Annotated in this window: 16 protein-coding genes and 1 pseudogene; 10 read left to right on the top strand and 7 right to left on the bottom strand. The window is 68.4% G+C overall.

All coding sequences use genetic code 11. From position 1 onward, the window contains the following. The first annotated feature begins 105 nt into the window (after positions 1-105). The gene (locus AB0I71_RS22095; RefSeq protein WP_357587449.1) at positions 106-882 is read left to right on the top strand and encodes a hypothetical protein; all 777 of its coding nucleotides are present in this window, start codon (positions 106-108) and stop codon (positions 880-882) included. Positions 883-893: 11 nt separating this feature from the next. Here AB0I71_RS22095 and AB0I71_RS22090 read toward each other — a convergent pair whose 3' ends face one another. From AB0I71_RS22090 to AB0I71_RS22080, 3 genes are all read right to left on the bottom strand, one after another. Beyond that, positions 894-1388, bottom strand: a complete 495-nt coding sequence (locus tag AB0I71_RS22090; protein WP_357587447.1) for a flavoprotein — start codon at positions 1386-1388, stop codon at positions 894-896. A gap of 182 nt (positions 1389-1570) precedes the next feature. Then, positions 1571-2158 (bottom strand): GNAT family N-acetyltransferase, encoded by a 588-nt coding sequence (locus tag AB0I71_RS22085; protein ID WP_357587445.1) that lies wholly within the window; start codon positions 2156-2158, stop codon positions 1571-1573. Beyond that, positions 2155-3162 (bottom strand): hypothetical protein, encoded by a 1008-nt coding sequence (locus AB0I71_RS22080; RefSeq protein WP_357587443.1) that lies wholly within the window; start codon positions 3160-3162, stop codon positions 2155-2157. The genes AB0I71_RS22085 and AB0I71_RS22080 overlap by 4 nt, the downstream gene beginning before the upstream one ends. A gap of 180 nt (positions 3163-3342) precedes the next feature. Between AB0I71_RS22080 and AB0I71_RS22075 the strand changes: the two genes are divergently transcribed. From AB0I71_RS22075 to AB0I71_RS22055, 5 genes are all read left to right on the top strand, one after another. After that, positions 3343-3546, top strand: coding sequence for a hypothetical protein (locus AB0I71_RS22075; protein ID WP_357587441.1), 204 nt, complete (start codon positions 3343-3345; stop codon positions 3544-3546). A gap of 489 nt (positions 3547-4035) precedes the next feature. Next, on the top strand, positions 4036-4290 hold the full coding sequence (locus AB0I71_RS22070; RefSeq protein WP_164449974.1) for a hypothetical protein: 255 nt from the start codon (positions 4036-4038) through the stop codon (positions 4288-4290). Beyond that, on the top strand, positions 4287-4547 hold the full coding sequence (locus AB0I71_RS22065; protein WP_357587438.1) for a DivIVA domain-containing protein: 261 nt from the start codon (positions 4287-4289) through the stop codon (positions 4545-4547). Before AB0I71_RS22070 ends, AB0I71_RS22065 begins: the two co-directional genes overlap by 4 nt. Further along, a complete protein-coding gene (locus AB0I71_RS22060) occupies positions 4544-5794 on the top strand; it encodes an FAD-binding oxidoreductase (protein ID WP_357587436.1) in 1251 nt (416 codons plus the stop codon). Before AB0I71_RS22065 ends, AB0I71_RS22060 begins: the two co-directional genes overlap by 4 nt. 90 nt (positions 5795-5884) lie before the next feature. Beyond that, positions 5885-6511: a hypothetical protein gene (locus AB0I71_RS22055; protein ID WP_357587434.1), complete on the top strand. Its 627-nt coding sequence runs from the start codon at positions 5885-5887 to the stop codon at positions 6509-6511. A gap of 43 nt (positions 6512-6554) precedes the next feature. Here the strand turns inward: AB0I71_RS22055 and AB0I71_RS22050 are convergent, their stop codons facing one another. Beyond that, entirely contained in the window at positions 6555-7535 is a 981-nt protein-coding gene (locus AB0I71_RS22050; protein WP_357587432.1) for a cellulose binding domain-containing protein, read from the bottom strand. A gap of 371 nt (positions 7536-7906) precedes the next feature. Between AB0I71_RS22050 and AB0I71_RS22045 the strand changes: the two genes are divergently transcribed. Further along, positions 7907-8425, top strand: coding sequence for a peptidase inhibitor family I36 protein (locus AB0I71_RS22045; protein ID WP_357587431.1), 519 nt, complete (start codon positions 7907-7909; stop codon positions 8423-8425). 8 nt (positions 8426-8433) lie between these two features. Here the strand turns inward: AB0I71_RS22045 and AB0I71_RS22040 are convergent, their stop codons facing one another. Beyond that, positions 8434-10554, bottom strand: a complete 2121-nt coding sequence (locus AB0I71_RS22040) for a hypothetical protein (RefSeq protein WP_357587429.1) — start codon at positions 10552-10554, stop codon at positions 8434-8436. Positions 10555-11167: 613 nt separating this feature from the next. Here AB0I71_RS22040 and AB0I71_RS22035 point away from each other — a divergent pair. Then, positions 11168-12109: an S-4TM family putative pore-forming effector gene (locus tag AB0I71_RS22035; RefSeq protein WP_357587427.1), complete on the top strand. Its 942-nt coding sequence runs from the start codon at positions 11168-11170 to the stop codon at positions 12107-12109. A 33-nt stretch (positions 12110-12142) separates the two neighbouring features. Here the strand turns inward: AB0I71_RS22035 and AB0I71_RS22030 are convergent, their stop codons facing one another. After that, positions 12143-13045 carry an alpha/beta fold hydrolase gene (locus AB0I71_RS22030; RefSeq protein WP_357587424.1) on the bottom strand — a complete coding sequence of 301 codons (903 nt, stop codon included), beginning with the start codon at positions 13043-13045 and terminating at the stop codon, positions 12143-12145. 108 nt (positions 13046-13153) lie between these two features. Between AB0I71_RS22030 and AB0I71_RS22025 the strand changes: the two genes are divergently transcribed. Continuing rightward, positions 13154-13738, top strand: coding sequence for a TetR/AcrR family transcriptional regulator (locus AB0I71_RS22025; protein WP_357587419.1), 585 nt, complete (start codon positions 13154-13156; stop codon positions 13736-13738). A 287-nt stretch (positions 13739-14025) separates the two neighbouring features. Then, a pseudogene (locus tag AB0I71_RS22020) lies at positions 14026-14229 on the top strand (penicillin acylase family protein); the annotation flags it as partial. A gap of 55 nt (positions 14230-14284) precedes the next feature. Here the strand turns inward: AB0I71_RS22020 and AB0I71_RS22015 are convergent. Next, positions 14285-14605, bottom strand: a complete 321-nt coding sequence (locus AB0I71_RS22015; protein ID WP_357587417.1) for a GYD domain-containing protein — start codon at positions 14603-14605, stop codon at positions 14285-14287. Positions 14606-14858: the final 253 nt, after the last annotated feature.

Here is a 14858-nt window from a genome sequence, read left to right as displayed (position 1 = left end):
ACGCGGGAGCATCAACGAAAGCTGACCATGGCTCCGGGGGTAGTGTGCCGCGACCGCTCGCCGTCGGGAGGCCACCGCATGCCGCCCCGCCACCACTGGCATGACGTGCCCGACAAGATCCGTCGCCAGGTCGAACAGCACGTCGGCGCAGTCCACGCTGCGTACTCAATCCCGACTGGAGCCTCCTGCCAGTTGTCCGCCGTCCTCGACACGGACACCGGACGGATCTTTTGCAAGGGCGGAACGAGTGACAGCCCTACCGCCTGGCTCTACCGCAACGAAGCCCGGGTCAATCCCTACCTGCCGGACGTGGTGCCGCGCCTCCGCTGGACGATCAACCAGGATGGTTGGCTGCTTCTCGGCTTCGACTACGCGGCCGGGCGACACCCGGATCTCGTGCCCGGATCGCCTGACCTACGTGTGGTGGCGGAGTTGCTGACCGCGCTGAGCCAGCAACTGACGCCCTCTCCGCTGATACCGGTTCAGCGGTTCGCCGACCGGTGGAAGGACCTCGTTGCACCCGAACTGGTCGACAGTCAGACGCTGCTGCACACCGATCTGACGCCGCGAAACTTCCTGCTCTTCGACCGTCTGCGGCTTGTCGACTGGTCCAGCCCGGCTTTGGGTGCGGCGTGGATCGACACGGCCTTCGTGCTGGTGCGTCTTATCCATGCCGGGCACACCCCGGCTGAAGCCGAGGCATGGGCTCGGCAAGTCCCGGCGTGGGCACACGCATCCGACAGCGCTGTCACCGGCTTCGCACACGGGTTGGTGCATATGTGGGAGCGGCGGCAGCGCTCCGATCCTGCTTCTCATCGCGGTCCGTTGCTTACTGCGGCACAGAGCTGGCTGAACCATCGGCATCAGGCGGACCGTTGGTAGTCGTTGGTCGCCTATCTCGGGACATTGAACTGGTCAGCAACCACTCGCCAGTTCAGCTCGGCCTCAAGTGGTTCCACGGCGACGCCTGCATCCCGTTGTACCCGCAGGTGTCTGTCGTAGCTTGGATGCCTGGCCAACGCCGGCTTGACGTTCGGAAGCGCGTGTACCGGGATTCCCGCACCTAGCGCCTCATTGAGGATGCCGAGTGCGAGGGTGTCGTTGATGCCCTGTGCCCACTTGTTGATGACGTTGAAGGTGGCGGGCACGACGGCGACGGCTGTTGCCGGGGGATGCGGCTCGGGCTCACCAGGCTTCCGCCATTCCGCCCGCACCGGGTACCCGGTCTGCTCGGCCAACGTCTCCCGGTCGATCCAGGTGGCGGCGGTCGGGGTTGCGGTAAGGCAGACCGTCCAGCCGTCTTCCTGTAGCAAGTCGATCAATTCGCCGATCCGTAGCACCGGAGGAGCTGCACAAACGACCAGGGCAAGGATCCGTCGGCTGCTCATATCAGGCGGTTTACCTCGCTAACATGCAGCCAGATATCGGTCGGCGGCGCTGAATAGGTCCCTTTCGATGCAAGCTCCGCTCGGAGACGACATCCCGGTCCGCCTTGGTGACGAGCACTTCGGGTGATTATTGCCGCACCTCTCCTGTCGCCCGCCGCGTGGCCGAGACCGCGAACGGCGGGTCACCGCGGTAAGCCCTCCGGCGATTCCTGTCCATTGGAAGGCAATGCGATGGTCAAGTTCCTGGTCAGGACCAGGAAATCCGGCGCATTCTCCCAGCTTGGCCGCAACCGGGCCTGCTGCGTCCAGCCCCACGAGCCGTACGCACGTCGGGCGATCGCGTTGTCGGGACGGACGAGCAGGGTGGCGCGCTGCTCGGTACGACCACTCAGTAGCTGGTCATGCAGTGCTCGCGCCACGCCTCGGCGCCGCCAGTCGGCCCGTACCAGCAGTTCGCTGATCGCGAAGGTCCGCCGGCCGTCCTCGTCGGTGAACCCAGCGGGTACATCCCCCGTGAGGCCCTCCCACCAGCGGGTCTGCGGCGGAAGCGGGAAGCCGTAGACGTAGCCGACCATCTCCCCGTCGACAACGGCGGTGACGAGCTGCCACCCGATGCGTTCCCGGTGTGCGCCGAGCTGGCGACGGTAGCGGTCCTCGCTGTAGAACTCACCCTCGTCGGCGTGCACCTCAAGGTAGAGCCCCACGAGTTCGTCGACGAGCTTCTCGGCCTCATCGGCGGCGTAGGTCTGTAGTACGAGGTTGGCGATCATCGTGTCACCTGCTGGTCGTATGCGCGTGTGAACTGTCGGACGGCGGCGGTCGGACGCTCCAGCCGGCCGAGGTTCGCCCTGACTCCGGCCAGGTGTCTCGCCACCCGCTGGGAACGCAGCTTGCTCACGGCGGGCAACGCGTCCAGCGCCATCCGGGCCGCCTGGTTGACGTCGCCCTGTTGCCGGGTCGCATCGATCAGGTGGACGGAGTAGAGGATCTGGTTGCGCCGGTGTGCCGGGGATGGATTCGTGGTGACCGCTCGAAAGGCGTCCGCTGCGCGACCTGGCTGGCCGAGGCACAGGTAGGAGAGCCCACGAATGCCCTGGACCTCCTGGTTGTTGACGAAGTGCACGAAACTCTGGTCGTCTTCGTGCGGGCCGCGGTCCAACTCGTGCCGGGCCTTGGCCATGGCCCGCTCGTAGCCACTCGCATCATTGAGCACAGCGAACGTGTGCGCCCGCCGGAGATGCAGGAGGCACCGCAGACGAGGGGTGGCCCAGCCGGCGGACGCCCGTAGCGCCGCCTCGGCGCAGTGCAGGGACTCGATCGGTTGTGCTTCGCGCATGAGCAACGCGAGGTGGGTCAGCGCGCGAACCTCGACCTGCGGGTCGTCGGCAATCCGTGCTCGGGTGATCGCCTCGTTGAGATATGGGCGGGCGGTGGCTCGTCGCTCCGAGTCGATCGCCAACCAAGCGGCCTCGACCGCGAGATCGGCGAGCGCGCTTTGCAACGCATCTCCCACCTCACGGCTGTACCGGGCCTTGGCGGCCCAGTTCAACAGGCGGGAGTGCACCTGGACGGCGACGTCGCAGAGCTCGTTGGCGCCTACGGCGGCGTCGGCCTGGCGAAGTTCGTTGACGAGGGCACAGGCAACGCGAACCTGTTCCATACCGATCGTGGAAGGCGGGTCGACGAACTCCGCCAACAACTCCAGGTGTGCCGCAGATGCCACACCGGCCAGAGCGGCAAGCGTGCTGAACTGTCGGCGGTCCGTGGTGACCACCTCCTCAGTCGGTGCTGCATTGACGAGATGGTTTAGCTCGTTCGGCCAAGACCCGACCACCGGTCCGGCAAGCGGCTGCCCCGCCGTGATCGATGAAGGCTCTGCGGCGACCCCGGTCTGCGGCGTCGTGGGTAGAGCGAACCATAAAAGTTTCGCCGGTAGGCGTAGCAGCTGTGCCCAATGTGTCAGACGATCAAGGTGCACCACGGGCGGGCCGTTCTCGATCCGGCTGAGCTGCGCCTGGGTGATGCCCAACCAATCCGCTACGGCGACCTGCGGCAGTGGGTTCCGACCGTGGTACGGGTGATGCCGGTACGCCCGGATCACCCGCCCGAGATGTCGTTGCGCCAGCGCGTCACGTACCGGCTCGTGCTCCCAGAATGACGACGGTACCGGCGGCGGCACGCTCAGCCTGTCGCGTTCGGCCGCGTGGCAGGGTGCGCAGCGTCCACTGTCGTTGTCCCGCGCCAGGCGGCTGCCACATCGAGGGCATTTCGCATGTCTCACCGGCGACCTCGCTGTTCGCGGTCGGCTGTGTCGATTGCGCTCAGTTGAGCCTATCTATTCAACCCGTCAGGACGGACTGCGATATGCGCGCTACGTATATCGATCATCTGAAGGCCGAGGGTCGCCGGAGTGCCGCAGCCGCGTCCGTCAGCGAGATGGCCATCAGTGAGACGTCACTGCTCGGTCTGGCAACCAGATGCGAAGTGTGCATGTCGGCTACTTCGCCCACGTCATACGGCTTGCCCTGCTGATCCACAACTCTGCCAGACATGGCCCGGGGCGGGTGCTGGGCTCCTGGCGGTGCCGACCCCCGACGGTCCGCCGTCCCCGCCCGCCCCGGTGCCGCAACCACAGCAGGGGAGGGACATGGATTCGATTGACGAGGTGCTCGGCGAGTTGCCGATGCCGCCGTACGTGACAGCAGAGGATGTCGGTTTCGCCGTGCGGGCGGTGACCGTACACGCTGCGGAGCAGTGGCCCGAGGGGCCGCGCTGCCGGAACGACCGCGCGCCACATCCGTGCCGGCTGCATCGGTGGGGGCGGCGGGTGCTGGACCGGCGCGGCCTCAGCGACCGGCAGGTGCAGGCGCTCATCGCCGAGCAGGAGGCACCGCGGCGATGATCTACCTGTCCGGGGAACGTCTGCAATCGCATCACGTACGCGCCGCCGAGTTCGACAGGCGCTGGCGGGGCCTGGACCCCGCCCAGGTGTACGACTATCTCGACCGGGTCGCCGACGAACTCACCCGGCTGCACCGAGAGTTGACCACCGCGAACACCGAGTCGGAGCGGATCCGGCAGGCGTTGCGGCAGTGGCAGTCCCGGCACACCGACTGCCGGCCGGCAACCCACGGCCACCCGACGGGGGAGCGGCGGTGAGCCGGGAGGCGGTGGCCCGTTGGCTGCGGCTGGTCGAGGCGGACGCGGAGCTGTCGGCGTACCTCATCGGGGTTGATCGGGACCGGCTCGCCGCGCACCTGGCTCGGCAGCTCGCGGCCGGCGGACAGGCGTTCGACGGCTGGCCGGGGTTGCCGGAGGCGCAGCGGCGGCGGGCCGCCGACTACCTGGCCGGGGTCCTCACCCCGGGTGATCAGGCGGTGATCAGCCAGGTTGCCGCGAGCTTCCGGGCCGGTCTGGAGGCGTCCTGCCCAGGGCTGCTGCCGGAGCGGGCGACGGCGCTCGTCGTTGCCGCGCTGGCCCGGCTGGTCGGCGGTGGTGGCGACCGGGCCGGGCGGTTGGCGCTGCTGGCGGTGCTCGGCCGGGTCCACCGCCGGTACCGGCTGCGCCCCGAGCACGGCCCACTTGTCGGTGCCGCGCTGGCACCTGTGGCACCACGACTCTGCCCGCCACAGGTCGGCTGGGAGCGACGGTGGCGGCGGGCCTGGGCGCTGATCGAGCGCGCCGCCGGGCGGGTGGGCGACGGGCCGGCGTTCTGGCCCGCCGAGGTGGTCGGCCGCGACCTGGCCGCCCAGGGCATCGTCATCCTGACCGTACGCCCGTCGCGGCGGCTACCGTTCCGACCCGGCCAGGCGGTGCCGGTGAGCCTGCCGCAGCATCCCGGCCGGTGGCGCTGGTACTGCCCGGCGAACGCGCCGCGCCCCGACGGCACCGTCGAGCTGCACGTCCGCGCGGTCCCCGCCGGCACCGTCTCCCGCACCCTCGTCCATGAGGTACGCCCCGACGACCTGCTCCACCTCGGCCCACCCGTCGACATCGGCCTGAGCCTGCCCACTGTCCCGGACCAGCCCCGGGATCTGTTGCTGGTGGCGGGTGGCACCGGGCTGGCCCCGCTGCGTGCCCTGGTCGAGCAGGTAGCCGCCGCGCCGGCCGGTCGGCGAGTCACCCTCGTCGTCGGCGTACGCACCATCGCCGACCTCTACGACGCCATCACCCTGGACAAGCTGGACCAGGCCCACTCCTGGCTGACAGTCGTCCCAGCCTTCTCCCACGATCCGTTCGTCACCCCCGCCGAACAGGGCGACGCGCTGAGCCTGGGGCTCTACCACCACCGCTGCGGCCAGCACCTCTACGTCTGCGGCCCGCCCGCGATGCTCGACCTCGCCCGGCAACTACTTCCCGCCACCGGGATACCCGCCGACCGGATTCACCTGCCCACGATTCATTGACGACCGCGCGTCCCCGGGGCTGTTACTCACATCGACAGATGTGAGACCTTGTATCGGTCAGTGACCGCCTCGATACAAGGGGTGATTGGCGTGGGGGTTGATGACGAGCCGTCGGGATGGTCAGTCGAGAAGTTCGGCCCTGACCTGGTCCGTGACCTGCGGGCGCGGATACCGAAGGCCCTCCAGCGGGCCGTCGAGCTGGCCCAGAGCGCACGGGAGGCGTCGGCGCTGGACACGGATCATGCCTTCGGCCCGACCCGCTGGAAGCAGCAGTACGAGTCGCTGCACGACCACCTGCGGGACCTGCCGGACGTGCAGGACGTGCATCCGCCCGGCGCACAGGTGCGCGTCACCATCTGCCGTAACCACCTGCTGTTGCCCTGGATGTACGCCAAGCGCCGCGGTCTCGACATGCGGCGCGTCCGGGGGCGGCTCAAGAACCAGCTTGTCCGTGACCTGCTGATCCTCTTCGGGCCGGAGCCTGGCTACGACGAGCCGACCCTGCCGGGCATGCCCGCGACGCCGGACGAGGCCCGTGACCGGACGCTGCTGCGCGAGGCCATCGAGGAACTCACCCCGCAGCCCAGGACGCTGCTCGTCGGCTTCGCCTGCAACTCGGACGAGGGGCTGCTCGGTGTCTCCTGGGGTGAAGCCGCTCTCGCTCCTGGTGGCGGGCTGGATTGGGGACCGGTCGAAGAGCTGTTCCGGCTCGCCTGACCGTTCTACGCGATGTGCTGGCCGCGCCGAGGCTGGCGACAGCTCACGCGTAGGTGTCGCCGTACTCGCGGATGTCGTTGACGTCGAGGGTGATCCGGCTGTTGTCGGCCCATTCGCCGGTGGCCTGCTGCCAGCTGCGGTCGTCGCGCTCGTCGATCGCCGACCAGTTCGGACGGTGGTGACGGAGGTAGATGGGTCCGGTCGACTCGCCGGGGTTCAGCTCCCCGCCGGTGAAGGTCAGCTCGATCCAGCCGGGGATCGGGGTGCCGGGCGGCGGGAAGACCGTCGGGGTGGGCGTCGGAGTCCGCGGCAGCGGCGACGTAGTCGTCGCGGGGAACATCGACGATCCCGAGGCGGGCGGCGATGGCGCAGCCGGCGGTGGCGAGACCAGTGTGCCCGGCGGGCCCGGCGGCAGGGGTGGTGGGAAGAACTGGATGTGGCGTTGCACGTTGGCGCAGCCGATCGCCGCCCAGTCGCAGTTGGTGGTCAGCGAGGTGTTCCCGCCCTCGAACGTCAGGTGGTAACGGACCCGCACGTCCGCCAGGTTCAGCGGGGCGGCGCCCGTGTTGATGACCTGGAGGACGTGCTGGATCTGGTTGTCCGTCGGCGACCAGCTCAGGTTCCGGTAGCTGACCCGTGCCTTTCCGTACGCGGTCCTGACCGGGGTCACCGGTGAGTCGAGGGAGTACCCGGCGTCGGTGTACGCCCAGACGGTGAGCCGGTATTCGGTGCCTGGGGCGAGGTCGGTGAGCGTGAGCTCGGTTCCGGTGGTGGTGCCGAGGCTGCGGTAGGTGTTGGGGCCGAGCCAGGCCCGCACCTCGTGCCGGACGGGCGTCGCGCCCGGCTCGCCGGTCCAGGTCGAAGGCGACCAGGTCAGGGTGAGCAGGTGCGGCTCGTTCGCCACCACCACCGGTGCGCCGGGAGTGGTCAGGACCGGATCGTCGGCCGCATGGGCGACGGCGGTCCCGGATAGCCCGAGCATGATGCCGAGGACTGCGACCAGGGTGACCCGACGAGCACGCATAGTGCGCATGCTAGAGGACAAAATCCACACTTATCAATCACTAGGGATTCTGGTGCGCCTGCCGCATCGCAAGGTCCACCGACAATCGGTCCTTGCGGAGGCGGGACTTCCCGCCGCCGGGATACCCGCCGTTCGGCTCCGACTCCCCATCTTTTGACGGTTTTGGATGCGAATTTGCATCGAGCAATTGCCTTGCCGGATGTAATTGAGGCAATTCGAGAATGGTGAGGAGCTGTCTTGGGGCGGGTTCTGGTGATCTGAGCTGGGTCTTTCCTAGTCTGGGATCGGGTGCCGGCACCCTCGAGGAGGAGGGTGGGTTCGTTCGTCCGGACTGTTGTCCGGCATCGAATGCCGCGCTGCGGGGGTCTCAGATGTCGATCAATAATCTTTCTCGTTCTCGTGCGCTATTCATAGCGATTGTCGCCGTGCTGGTTCTGGGGGTGACCGTGCCCGCGCCGGCTCTGGCCCGGCCAACGGAGCGAAACGCCGTAGGTGCGGAGTTGACGCGGTACCTCGCCGTCCATCCGGGCGGGACCGTGCTCAACGACAATGAGATCAGCTACCAGGACGGCGAACTGATCGTCACCCTCGATCCCCCGGTGGGCGTCCATGGAGTGGCCGACTGCCCCTCAGGTTGGTTCTGCTTCTACGAGTGGCCGCAGTACGGCTATCCGCGCGGCAAGCTCTCCTCCTGTGGCTGGCAGAACCTCGCCAATTGGAACTGGCAATTCCGGGTGGAGTCTGCGCACTACAACCTCGGCAACGGCTATGTCGCCTTCTACTACCACCAGAGCCAGGAGCTCTTTCGCGTCGGCGTGGGCAACCGGGTCCGCAGCGACGCCGCACCGCATCGGAACTGGGCGAACTACGTGTACCGGCATTGCTCGTAGGCGGGCCCCTACTCGCAGGGATCGTCCATGGTGTTCGTGCGCGTGTTGACGAGATACCGGTGCTGGCTGAGGAGTACGTCGTCGCGGCTGAGTTCGTAGCTGAGCAGCCGGCCGGTGGCGTCGAACAGCAGGGTGTCCTGTCTGCCCTCTCGATCCTCGGCCCGAAAGGCGGCCCCACGCTGCCCGGCCTCATCGACGTACCTGCCGACGAAGCCGATCCCCGGCGTCCTGGCGAGTTCTCGCAGGAGTGCCGACCGCTGCGTCGGATCGAGCGGATGGAACTGGTAGAACCGGACGACCAGCCGCATCATGCCGGCGGCGTCGCGTAACTCAGGTGGTTGCTTGCGGAACTCCCGCCGTAGCTGGTCGCGTAGCGCGTCCGGGCCGTCCGCCGGCATCGGCAAGACGTCGGTCATCCTCTTCTCGGAGAAGATGGAGGTGATGGTGCCGACCGGCGCATCCTCCTTGAACTCGGTCTCGATCCGCTTGCCAGACTGCTCGGGAGTGAACCACAACTCATACCGGTGGTGGCTGACCAGCTCGGGATTCTCCTGGTTGCCGTTCCACGACTTCACCTCGTAGTGCGCGCACGCGTACCTGCCCTGCGGCGAGTCCTCCGGCAGTGCGGCGACGTCGTCGGCGAGCTTCTGAAGGGTGTCGGGCAGCGGAGCGCTACGGGCGCCACTGTTCCGGGATGAGGCGGACGAGGGCGCCCGCGACGGGGAGATGGTCTGATGGGGAGCATCGACATTGTCGTTGCGCCGTTCAATCAGCGGAATCAGCCCTACGGCGCTGGCCACGCCCACCAGACTGGCGAGCGGGACCGCCAAGGTGCGGAGGTGGGGCAGGCGTAGCTTGCGGCGCGGCGGCTGGACGGGCCCTGCGGAGCGGTCATGGTGTGGTTGCCGAGGCTGCGGAGCGGGACTTCGGGGCGCGGCACGGCCGGGCAGAGCGCTCGACTCCGGTCCGGCGAGACCGGTGACGACCGGGGTCGCAGTGCCGGCACCTGCACCGACGGGGCTGGTCACCGGATTCGCCGGCCAGCGAGCGGAAGCGTCGTCCAAGGCCGGATGAGGGATCCCGAGGCTCTGGGGTGCCGGTTCGGGCGTCTGCCCTGCGGACGACGCGAGGGGAACTTCCGGCCGGGGGTCGTGGATCCAGAGTGGTCGGGGACCAATGGTCAACAACTGCTGGTCGAGCCCGCTCCCCGGTGTACTGCTGCCGTGTGGGCCGCTCCGGGCGGTGGGCGGTAAGAAGACCGGTAGTGCCGAGGCCGGCGGTGGGATCAGCGTCGCGTCCTCCGCCGGCAGAGTCTGTTGATACGCCTCCAGTGCCTCCACCGCCAGGTCCCAGCACCACCGGCGTCCCGGCTCACCGAGGCTGGTGAAGGTGAGACAGACCAGTGCATGGGCGACCAACGCCAGCGACCGCTGCTGGCGCCACTCCAGTCCGCAGTCCGCCTGCCAGGCATAGGCCAGTCCGACCTGGTGCACCCCCTCGATAAGTTGTGCTAGCCCTGGCAGTAGACCTCCCGCGGGCGTGCCGTCGGGTTCGATGAGGTAGCGGCGCAGGGCATCGGCCTGGTTCCGGGGCATCCTGTCGCCGGCTTCCCCATCGGCGGTACCCGGTGCGATCGTCCTGAGCAGGGTGGTCAGCAGTAGGAAGTACACGTCCCGGGTGAGCGCTCCGTTGTCCCGGTAGCCGCCACAGTCGACCAGAAGGAACTGCTCGTACTGCAATGTGCCGCCCTGGCGCGGCACGAGCACATTGCCGCCGTGGGCGTCCCCGTGCGTGTGGCCGGCGAAGTAGACCATTGGCCGTGCGCCCAGCGGCGAATCGGCGCAGGTGAGCAGGTGCAGTGGGTTCGGGCGACGTACGTCGCCGTGGTCGAGCCACGCGTCGGTGGTCGCCGACAATCCGAGTTCGCGGACCGCCGCCAGTACCGACTCCACTGTGGCGAGCGCGGTCACCTCCTGCCGAATGAACCCACCGACCGTGGTTTCGGCTGTCGGTACACCGGCTCCGTTCGGTCCCGCGTCGGCGGTGTTCCAGTCGTTGAGAAGCATCGCAGCGATCGTCGGGATTGCCGCCGACTGCTCGTCGTCGGTCAACTCCGCGAGACTCTTCACCTCATCGCCACCGTTGGCAACGCGTTGGATCAATAGGTAGCGATCGTCATCGACCCGGCAGCAGCCGACCTGCTCGACGATGTGGCGCTGAGCGAAGCCCGGGTGTGACCGCTGTGCACGGCGATGCCCGTCTGCCTGCTCACGCGCTGAGTCGGCCGGCACCACCTTGACGATCCGCTTCTGCATCAATGATCTGCCTCGGTCGGTACTGGTCAACGCAACGCAGAAGAGGAGGGCGTCGCTGTACTGCGGGCCGGGCCGGAACTCTCGGACGACTCGGACGTTGCTCGCGCCGGTGAAAGCTGCCACGGCCGAAGTGATGCGCTCATCCGGGAGCCGACGGCCGTCGGCGGGTCTCTTGCCCATGTCCCTCGTTGGACCTTCCAGGGGTGCAGGCGGGCGGGCCAGTGGGGGTTGCCCGTCCGGACAGCGACACGTGCCTGTGTGTCGGCTCAATCTAGCTGACTGTCGGACCAATCAGCACGTCACCCTCATCAGATCCCAAAACCTACTAAAAGGTAACTAGTCGATCACTTCTTGTGTCCCCTTGCCAACGATGGGTGACATTTAGCGCTCTGGATTTAGAATCGGTTACCGGACCCGGGAGGCCGCCGTGACCGACCCCGCCAAGTCCCTGCTCAATCGCCAGACCGAACCCGAGATGATGGCCTTGCTGCGGGCCATGTCCGTCTGCCATGCCCGGGCGCAACGGCTCGACAACCTCCGGATGATCCTCTCTATCCTGCTCGGCGTGGCCGGTGCCGTGGTAGCCCTCACCGGCGTGTCGTCCACGCTGGTCACCGCCGTCGGTGCCCTGTGGGCGTTGGCGAACGCGGTCGGCTTGGGCGTCTGGTCACGCGGTCAACTCGGCCGCGCCGCCGCGCTCCAGGAGATGTTCGACGTGCGCCTCTTCGCCCTGCCCTGGAATGCCGTGGCCGCAGGAGGCGAGGTGAGCGCCGCTGAGGTTAGCCGCCTGCACCGTGCCTACCGGGGCGACGAGACATACCTACGCGACTACTACGAGGTGCCGCCGCTACCCAACCCCTACGACGTGCTCGCATGTCAGCAGCAGAACCTCGGCTGGGGTGCCCGGGTTCGTCGCCGTTACGCGCACACGGTGCTCGGCGGCACGGCGGCGTGGGGCCTGCTCGGAGTTGTGTTCGGGGTGACTGCCGGGATCACCGTCTCGCAGCTGCTTCTCCAGTGGTACGTGCCGTCACTCGGCGCTCTGCTGCTCGGCCTGGAGATCTATCGCAACCAGCGGGACGTGGCGACCGAGCGAGAGCGCGCGCTGGCCGTGATGCAGGAGCAGATCGCCGCCACGGTCGAGCGAGGCGCTGACGCCTCCTCGATGGAACTGCTCACCCTGGCCCGGCAGGTCCAGGATCTGATCTTCCGAAGTCGGCAACGGCAAGCGCGCGTGCCCGATTGGTTCTTCCGGCGGTTCCACGCGGCGGATCGGCACGACTTCCAGGTGGCCATGGCCGCCCTCACCCGACTGCTCCAGGACGCCCGGCTCGTGGCGCCTGCTCGTACAGAGGGATCACTCACGTGATCCGACGACCGCCCGGGTGGCCGGAACATGTCCTTATCGGGACTCGATCCGGCCCAGCTCTCCCGGGGCCACCTGCGTCCAGGCCGGGTCACCCGGGATGAGCGCGCTGCGCAGGTACGCGGTGGTGGCGCGCTGGATCAGGGCGACCCGTTCCGGGCTCTCGTCGGTGGTCTCGGTGACGTGGTGGCCGGCGATGCCGCCAAGCGAGTGCTCCCCGCCGGACACGACGAGCAGGCTCTTCGGCCCGGGGCTCAGGAAGTACGGGTCGGTGAACCAGTCCGGTCCGCGTACCGACAGATGCGACTTGTCCTGGTCGCCCGCGACGATCAGGGTGGGCGTCGCCATCTCCGCGAACGTCGGGCTCATGAACGGGAAGTGCTCGGCCGCGAACGGGGTGAGGTCGGCACCGCCGGTGCCGGTGGTGGCGAGCAGGACGCCTGCCTTCACCCGAGGATCGGACATGTCCTCGCCCGGGGTGCCGTCGGCGCCGAGCACCCGGGCGCCGAGCAGCATGCTGGCCGTCTGACCGCCCCACGAGTGGCCGGCCACCGCGACCCGATCGCGGTCGAGTCGCCCGGCGAGTCCGGGGACGGCTGCCTCGATCACGTCCAGTGAATCCAGGACCTGGCCGAGATCCGCGACCCGGAAGCGCCAGATCTCCGGGTATCGAGGGTCGTCCGGTCCGACGGCCAGGGTCCGGGAGTCGAGGTGGGTCGGCTGGAGCACCGCGAAACCGTGGGCCGCCCAGTGCTCGACAAGCGGCGCGTACATGTCCATGTTTCCGCCGAAGCCGTGCGCGAACACGACGATCGGCAGCCCGGTCCCGGTCAGTGGGGCGGTGACCCGGACCTGGAGGTCGGTGCCCCGGTTCGGTGCCGGCAGCACTACCGGTCGTACCGAGACCACCGGGGTGGGCTGTTGCTCTGGGATCCTCATTACTGTTGCTCCTCAGCAGGAGAGACGATAGAAATGGAACCTCGTTCCGCTTAAACGATACGGAACCAGGTTCCGTTTACCAGTCATCGTGACGGAGGCCACAGGACCGTGCCGGCCCGCGACACCGAAACACCGGCTCCCCGGAAGAGGGCCGACGCCGAGCGCAACAAGCAGGCCCTGCTTGAGGCCGCCGCCGCGGCCTTCGTTGACTTCGGCGTCAATGCCCCCGTCCGTGACATCGCCGTCCGGGCCGGCGTCGGCGTGGGTACGATCTACCGCCACTTCCCGGCCCGCGCCGACCTGATCGTCGCCGTCTACCGGCACCAGGTGCAGTCCTGTGCCCAGGCCGCACCCGCACTGCTGGCGAGCAGCCCGACCCCGCACGACGCGCTCACCGCGTGGATCGACCTGTTCGTCGACTTCCTGATCACCAAGCACGGCCTGGCCGAGGCGATGCACTCCGACGCCGCCGCCTTCGAGCCGCTGCACGCCTACTTCCTCGACCACCTGCTCCCGGCGGTCACGCTGCTCCTGGACGCCGCTGTCGACGCCGGCCAGATCAACCCGATCGACCCGCTGAACCTGTTGCAGGGCGTCGGCAACCTCTGCATCGGCGCCTCAGCCAACTCCCGCTACAACCCCCGCCACCTGGCCGCCGTCCTGGTCAGGGGCCTCCGAGCCATACCCGACTGACCACCCCGCGGACACCCCCCACCGCCGCCCTAACCACCCCCCCCAACGACCACCCCCCGCCCGACCTCGTCGATCATGCAGTTGTGGCTCCCGATGGATGGCGTTATGCCCCTTTTATGCAGTGCCACAACTGCATGATCGACGTGAGGGCACGGGTTCGGCGTGAGCGCATGGGGATTGGCGGGGCGTGCTCTGGGGTGAACCCGGAGGAGGGTGGTGGTGATCCCGGATTGCCGAGTCAGTCGATGTGATCAGCCTCGATCGGGCAACGAGTTGACCGGGCACAGATGGCCGTCGAGCTGGGCCGCGACGGGCCGGCGGGCCGGCAGCTGCTCACCTACTCGCAGTCGGCCAACCCGAACTCGCCCTGGTACGCCGACCAGACCCGGCTCTACTCGGCCAAGGGGTGGGACACCATCAAGTTCACCCAGAAGCAGCTACGGGCCGACCCGAACCTGGTCACGTACCGGGTGGGGGAGCGCCGCCGCTGACCGACGACCCGACCCGGCGGGCTGGGCGGCGAGGCGCCGTCCGGCCCGACCCACGTCACGGAGCTGGTGGCTGGTAGGTGACCGGCAGCCGGACGGCGGCGTCGATCTCCTCCGTGGTCAGCAGCGGCACGATCCGGGCGTCGACGCCGCCCGCCGCCCGCACGGCGATGCCGAGTGCGGCGGCGGTCAGGTTGTCCGGCACCTCGCAGAGCACGTACAGGTCGACCTCGCCGAACGCGTAGTACACGGCCTCCACCTGCCCACCGGCATTCTCGATCAGGGCCCTGACCACCTCGGCCCGTGCCGTCCCGCCGTCCTTGGCCAGCCCGGCCATTCCCTGGATCGTGTAGGTCGCCGTGACCAGGAACTTCGCCACGCTGGCACCACCTTCCCACCTCCGCCCGACCCTGCCGCGCGTGCCGCGCCTACCCGTTTCCCGCCCGGCCACGCCTCGCGGCACAGAGTCACCGTGGCCGTGCTCACAGAAGGCTCTGCTGGTCGCTAAACGGGCGGCGAAGTGTCGTTGGCGGGAGCTACTGTGCCGTGCGGGCTTCACCACCGCCGTCGCGCCGGTCAACGGGTGCCACGTCGGCCACCACCGCTCGTCCTTCGGACAGTTCCGACAACAG

Origin of the sequence: Micromonospora sp. NPDC049891, assembly GCF_040660295.1 — a bacterium.
Classification (GTDB): Bacteria; Actinomycetota; Actinomycetes; order Mycobacteriales; family Micromonosporaceae; genus Micromonospora.
Note: the sequence above shows the minus strand (reverse complement) of the source record. Positions and strands in the feature narration are given on the sequence as shown.

What these genes read in the sequence shown, in the direction of transcription:
- AB0I71_RS22090 (WP_357587447.1), bottom strand. Translation starts at nt 1,388, where the DNA reads ATGAGCAGCCGACGGATCCTTGCCCTGGTCGTTTGTGCAGCTCCTCCG.
- AB0I71_RS22085 (WP_357587445.1), bottom strand. Translation starts at nt 2,158, where the DNA reads ATGATCGCCAACCTCGTACTACAGACCTACGCCGCCGATGAGGCCGAG.
- AB0I71_RS22075 (WP_357587441.1), top strand. Translation starts at nt 3,343, where the DNA reads ATGTGTCAGACGATCAAGGTGCACCACGGGCGGGCCGTTCTCGATCCG.
- AB0I71_RS22070 (WP_164449974.1), top strand. Translation starts at nt 4,036, where the DNA reads ATGGATTCGATTGACGAGGTGCTCGGCGAGTTGCCGATGCCGCCGTAC.
- AB0I71_RS22065 (WP_357587438.1), top strand. Translation starts at nt 4,287, where the DNA reads ATGATCTACCTGTCCGGGGAACGTCTGCAATCGCATCACGTACGCGCC.
- AB0I71_RS22050 (WP_357587432.1), bottom strand. Translation starts at nt 7,535, where the DNA reads ATGCGTGCTCGTCGGGTCACCCTGGTCGCAGTCCTCGGCATCATGCTC.
- AB0I71_RS22045 (WP_357587431.1), top strand. Translation starts at nt 7,907, where the DNA reads ATGTCGATCAATAATCTTTCTCGTTCTCGTGCGCTATTCATAGCGATT.
- AB0I71_RS22030 (WP_357587424.1), bottom strand. Translation starts at nt 13,045, where the DNA reads ATGAGGATCCCAGAGCAACAGCCCACCCCGGTGGTCTCGGTACGACCG.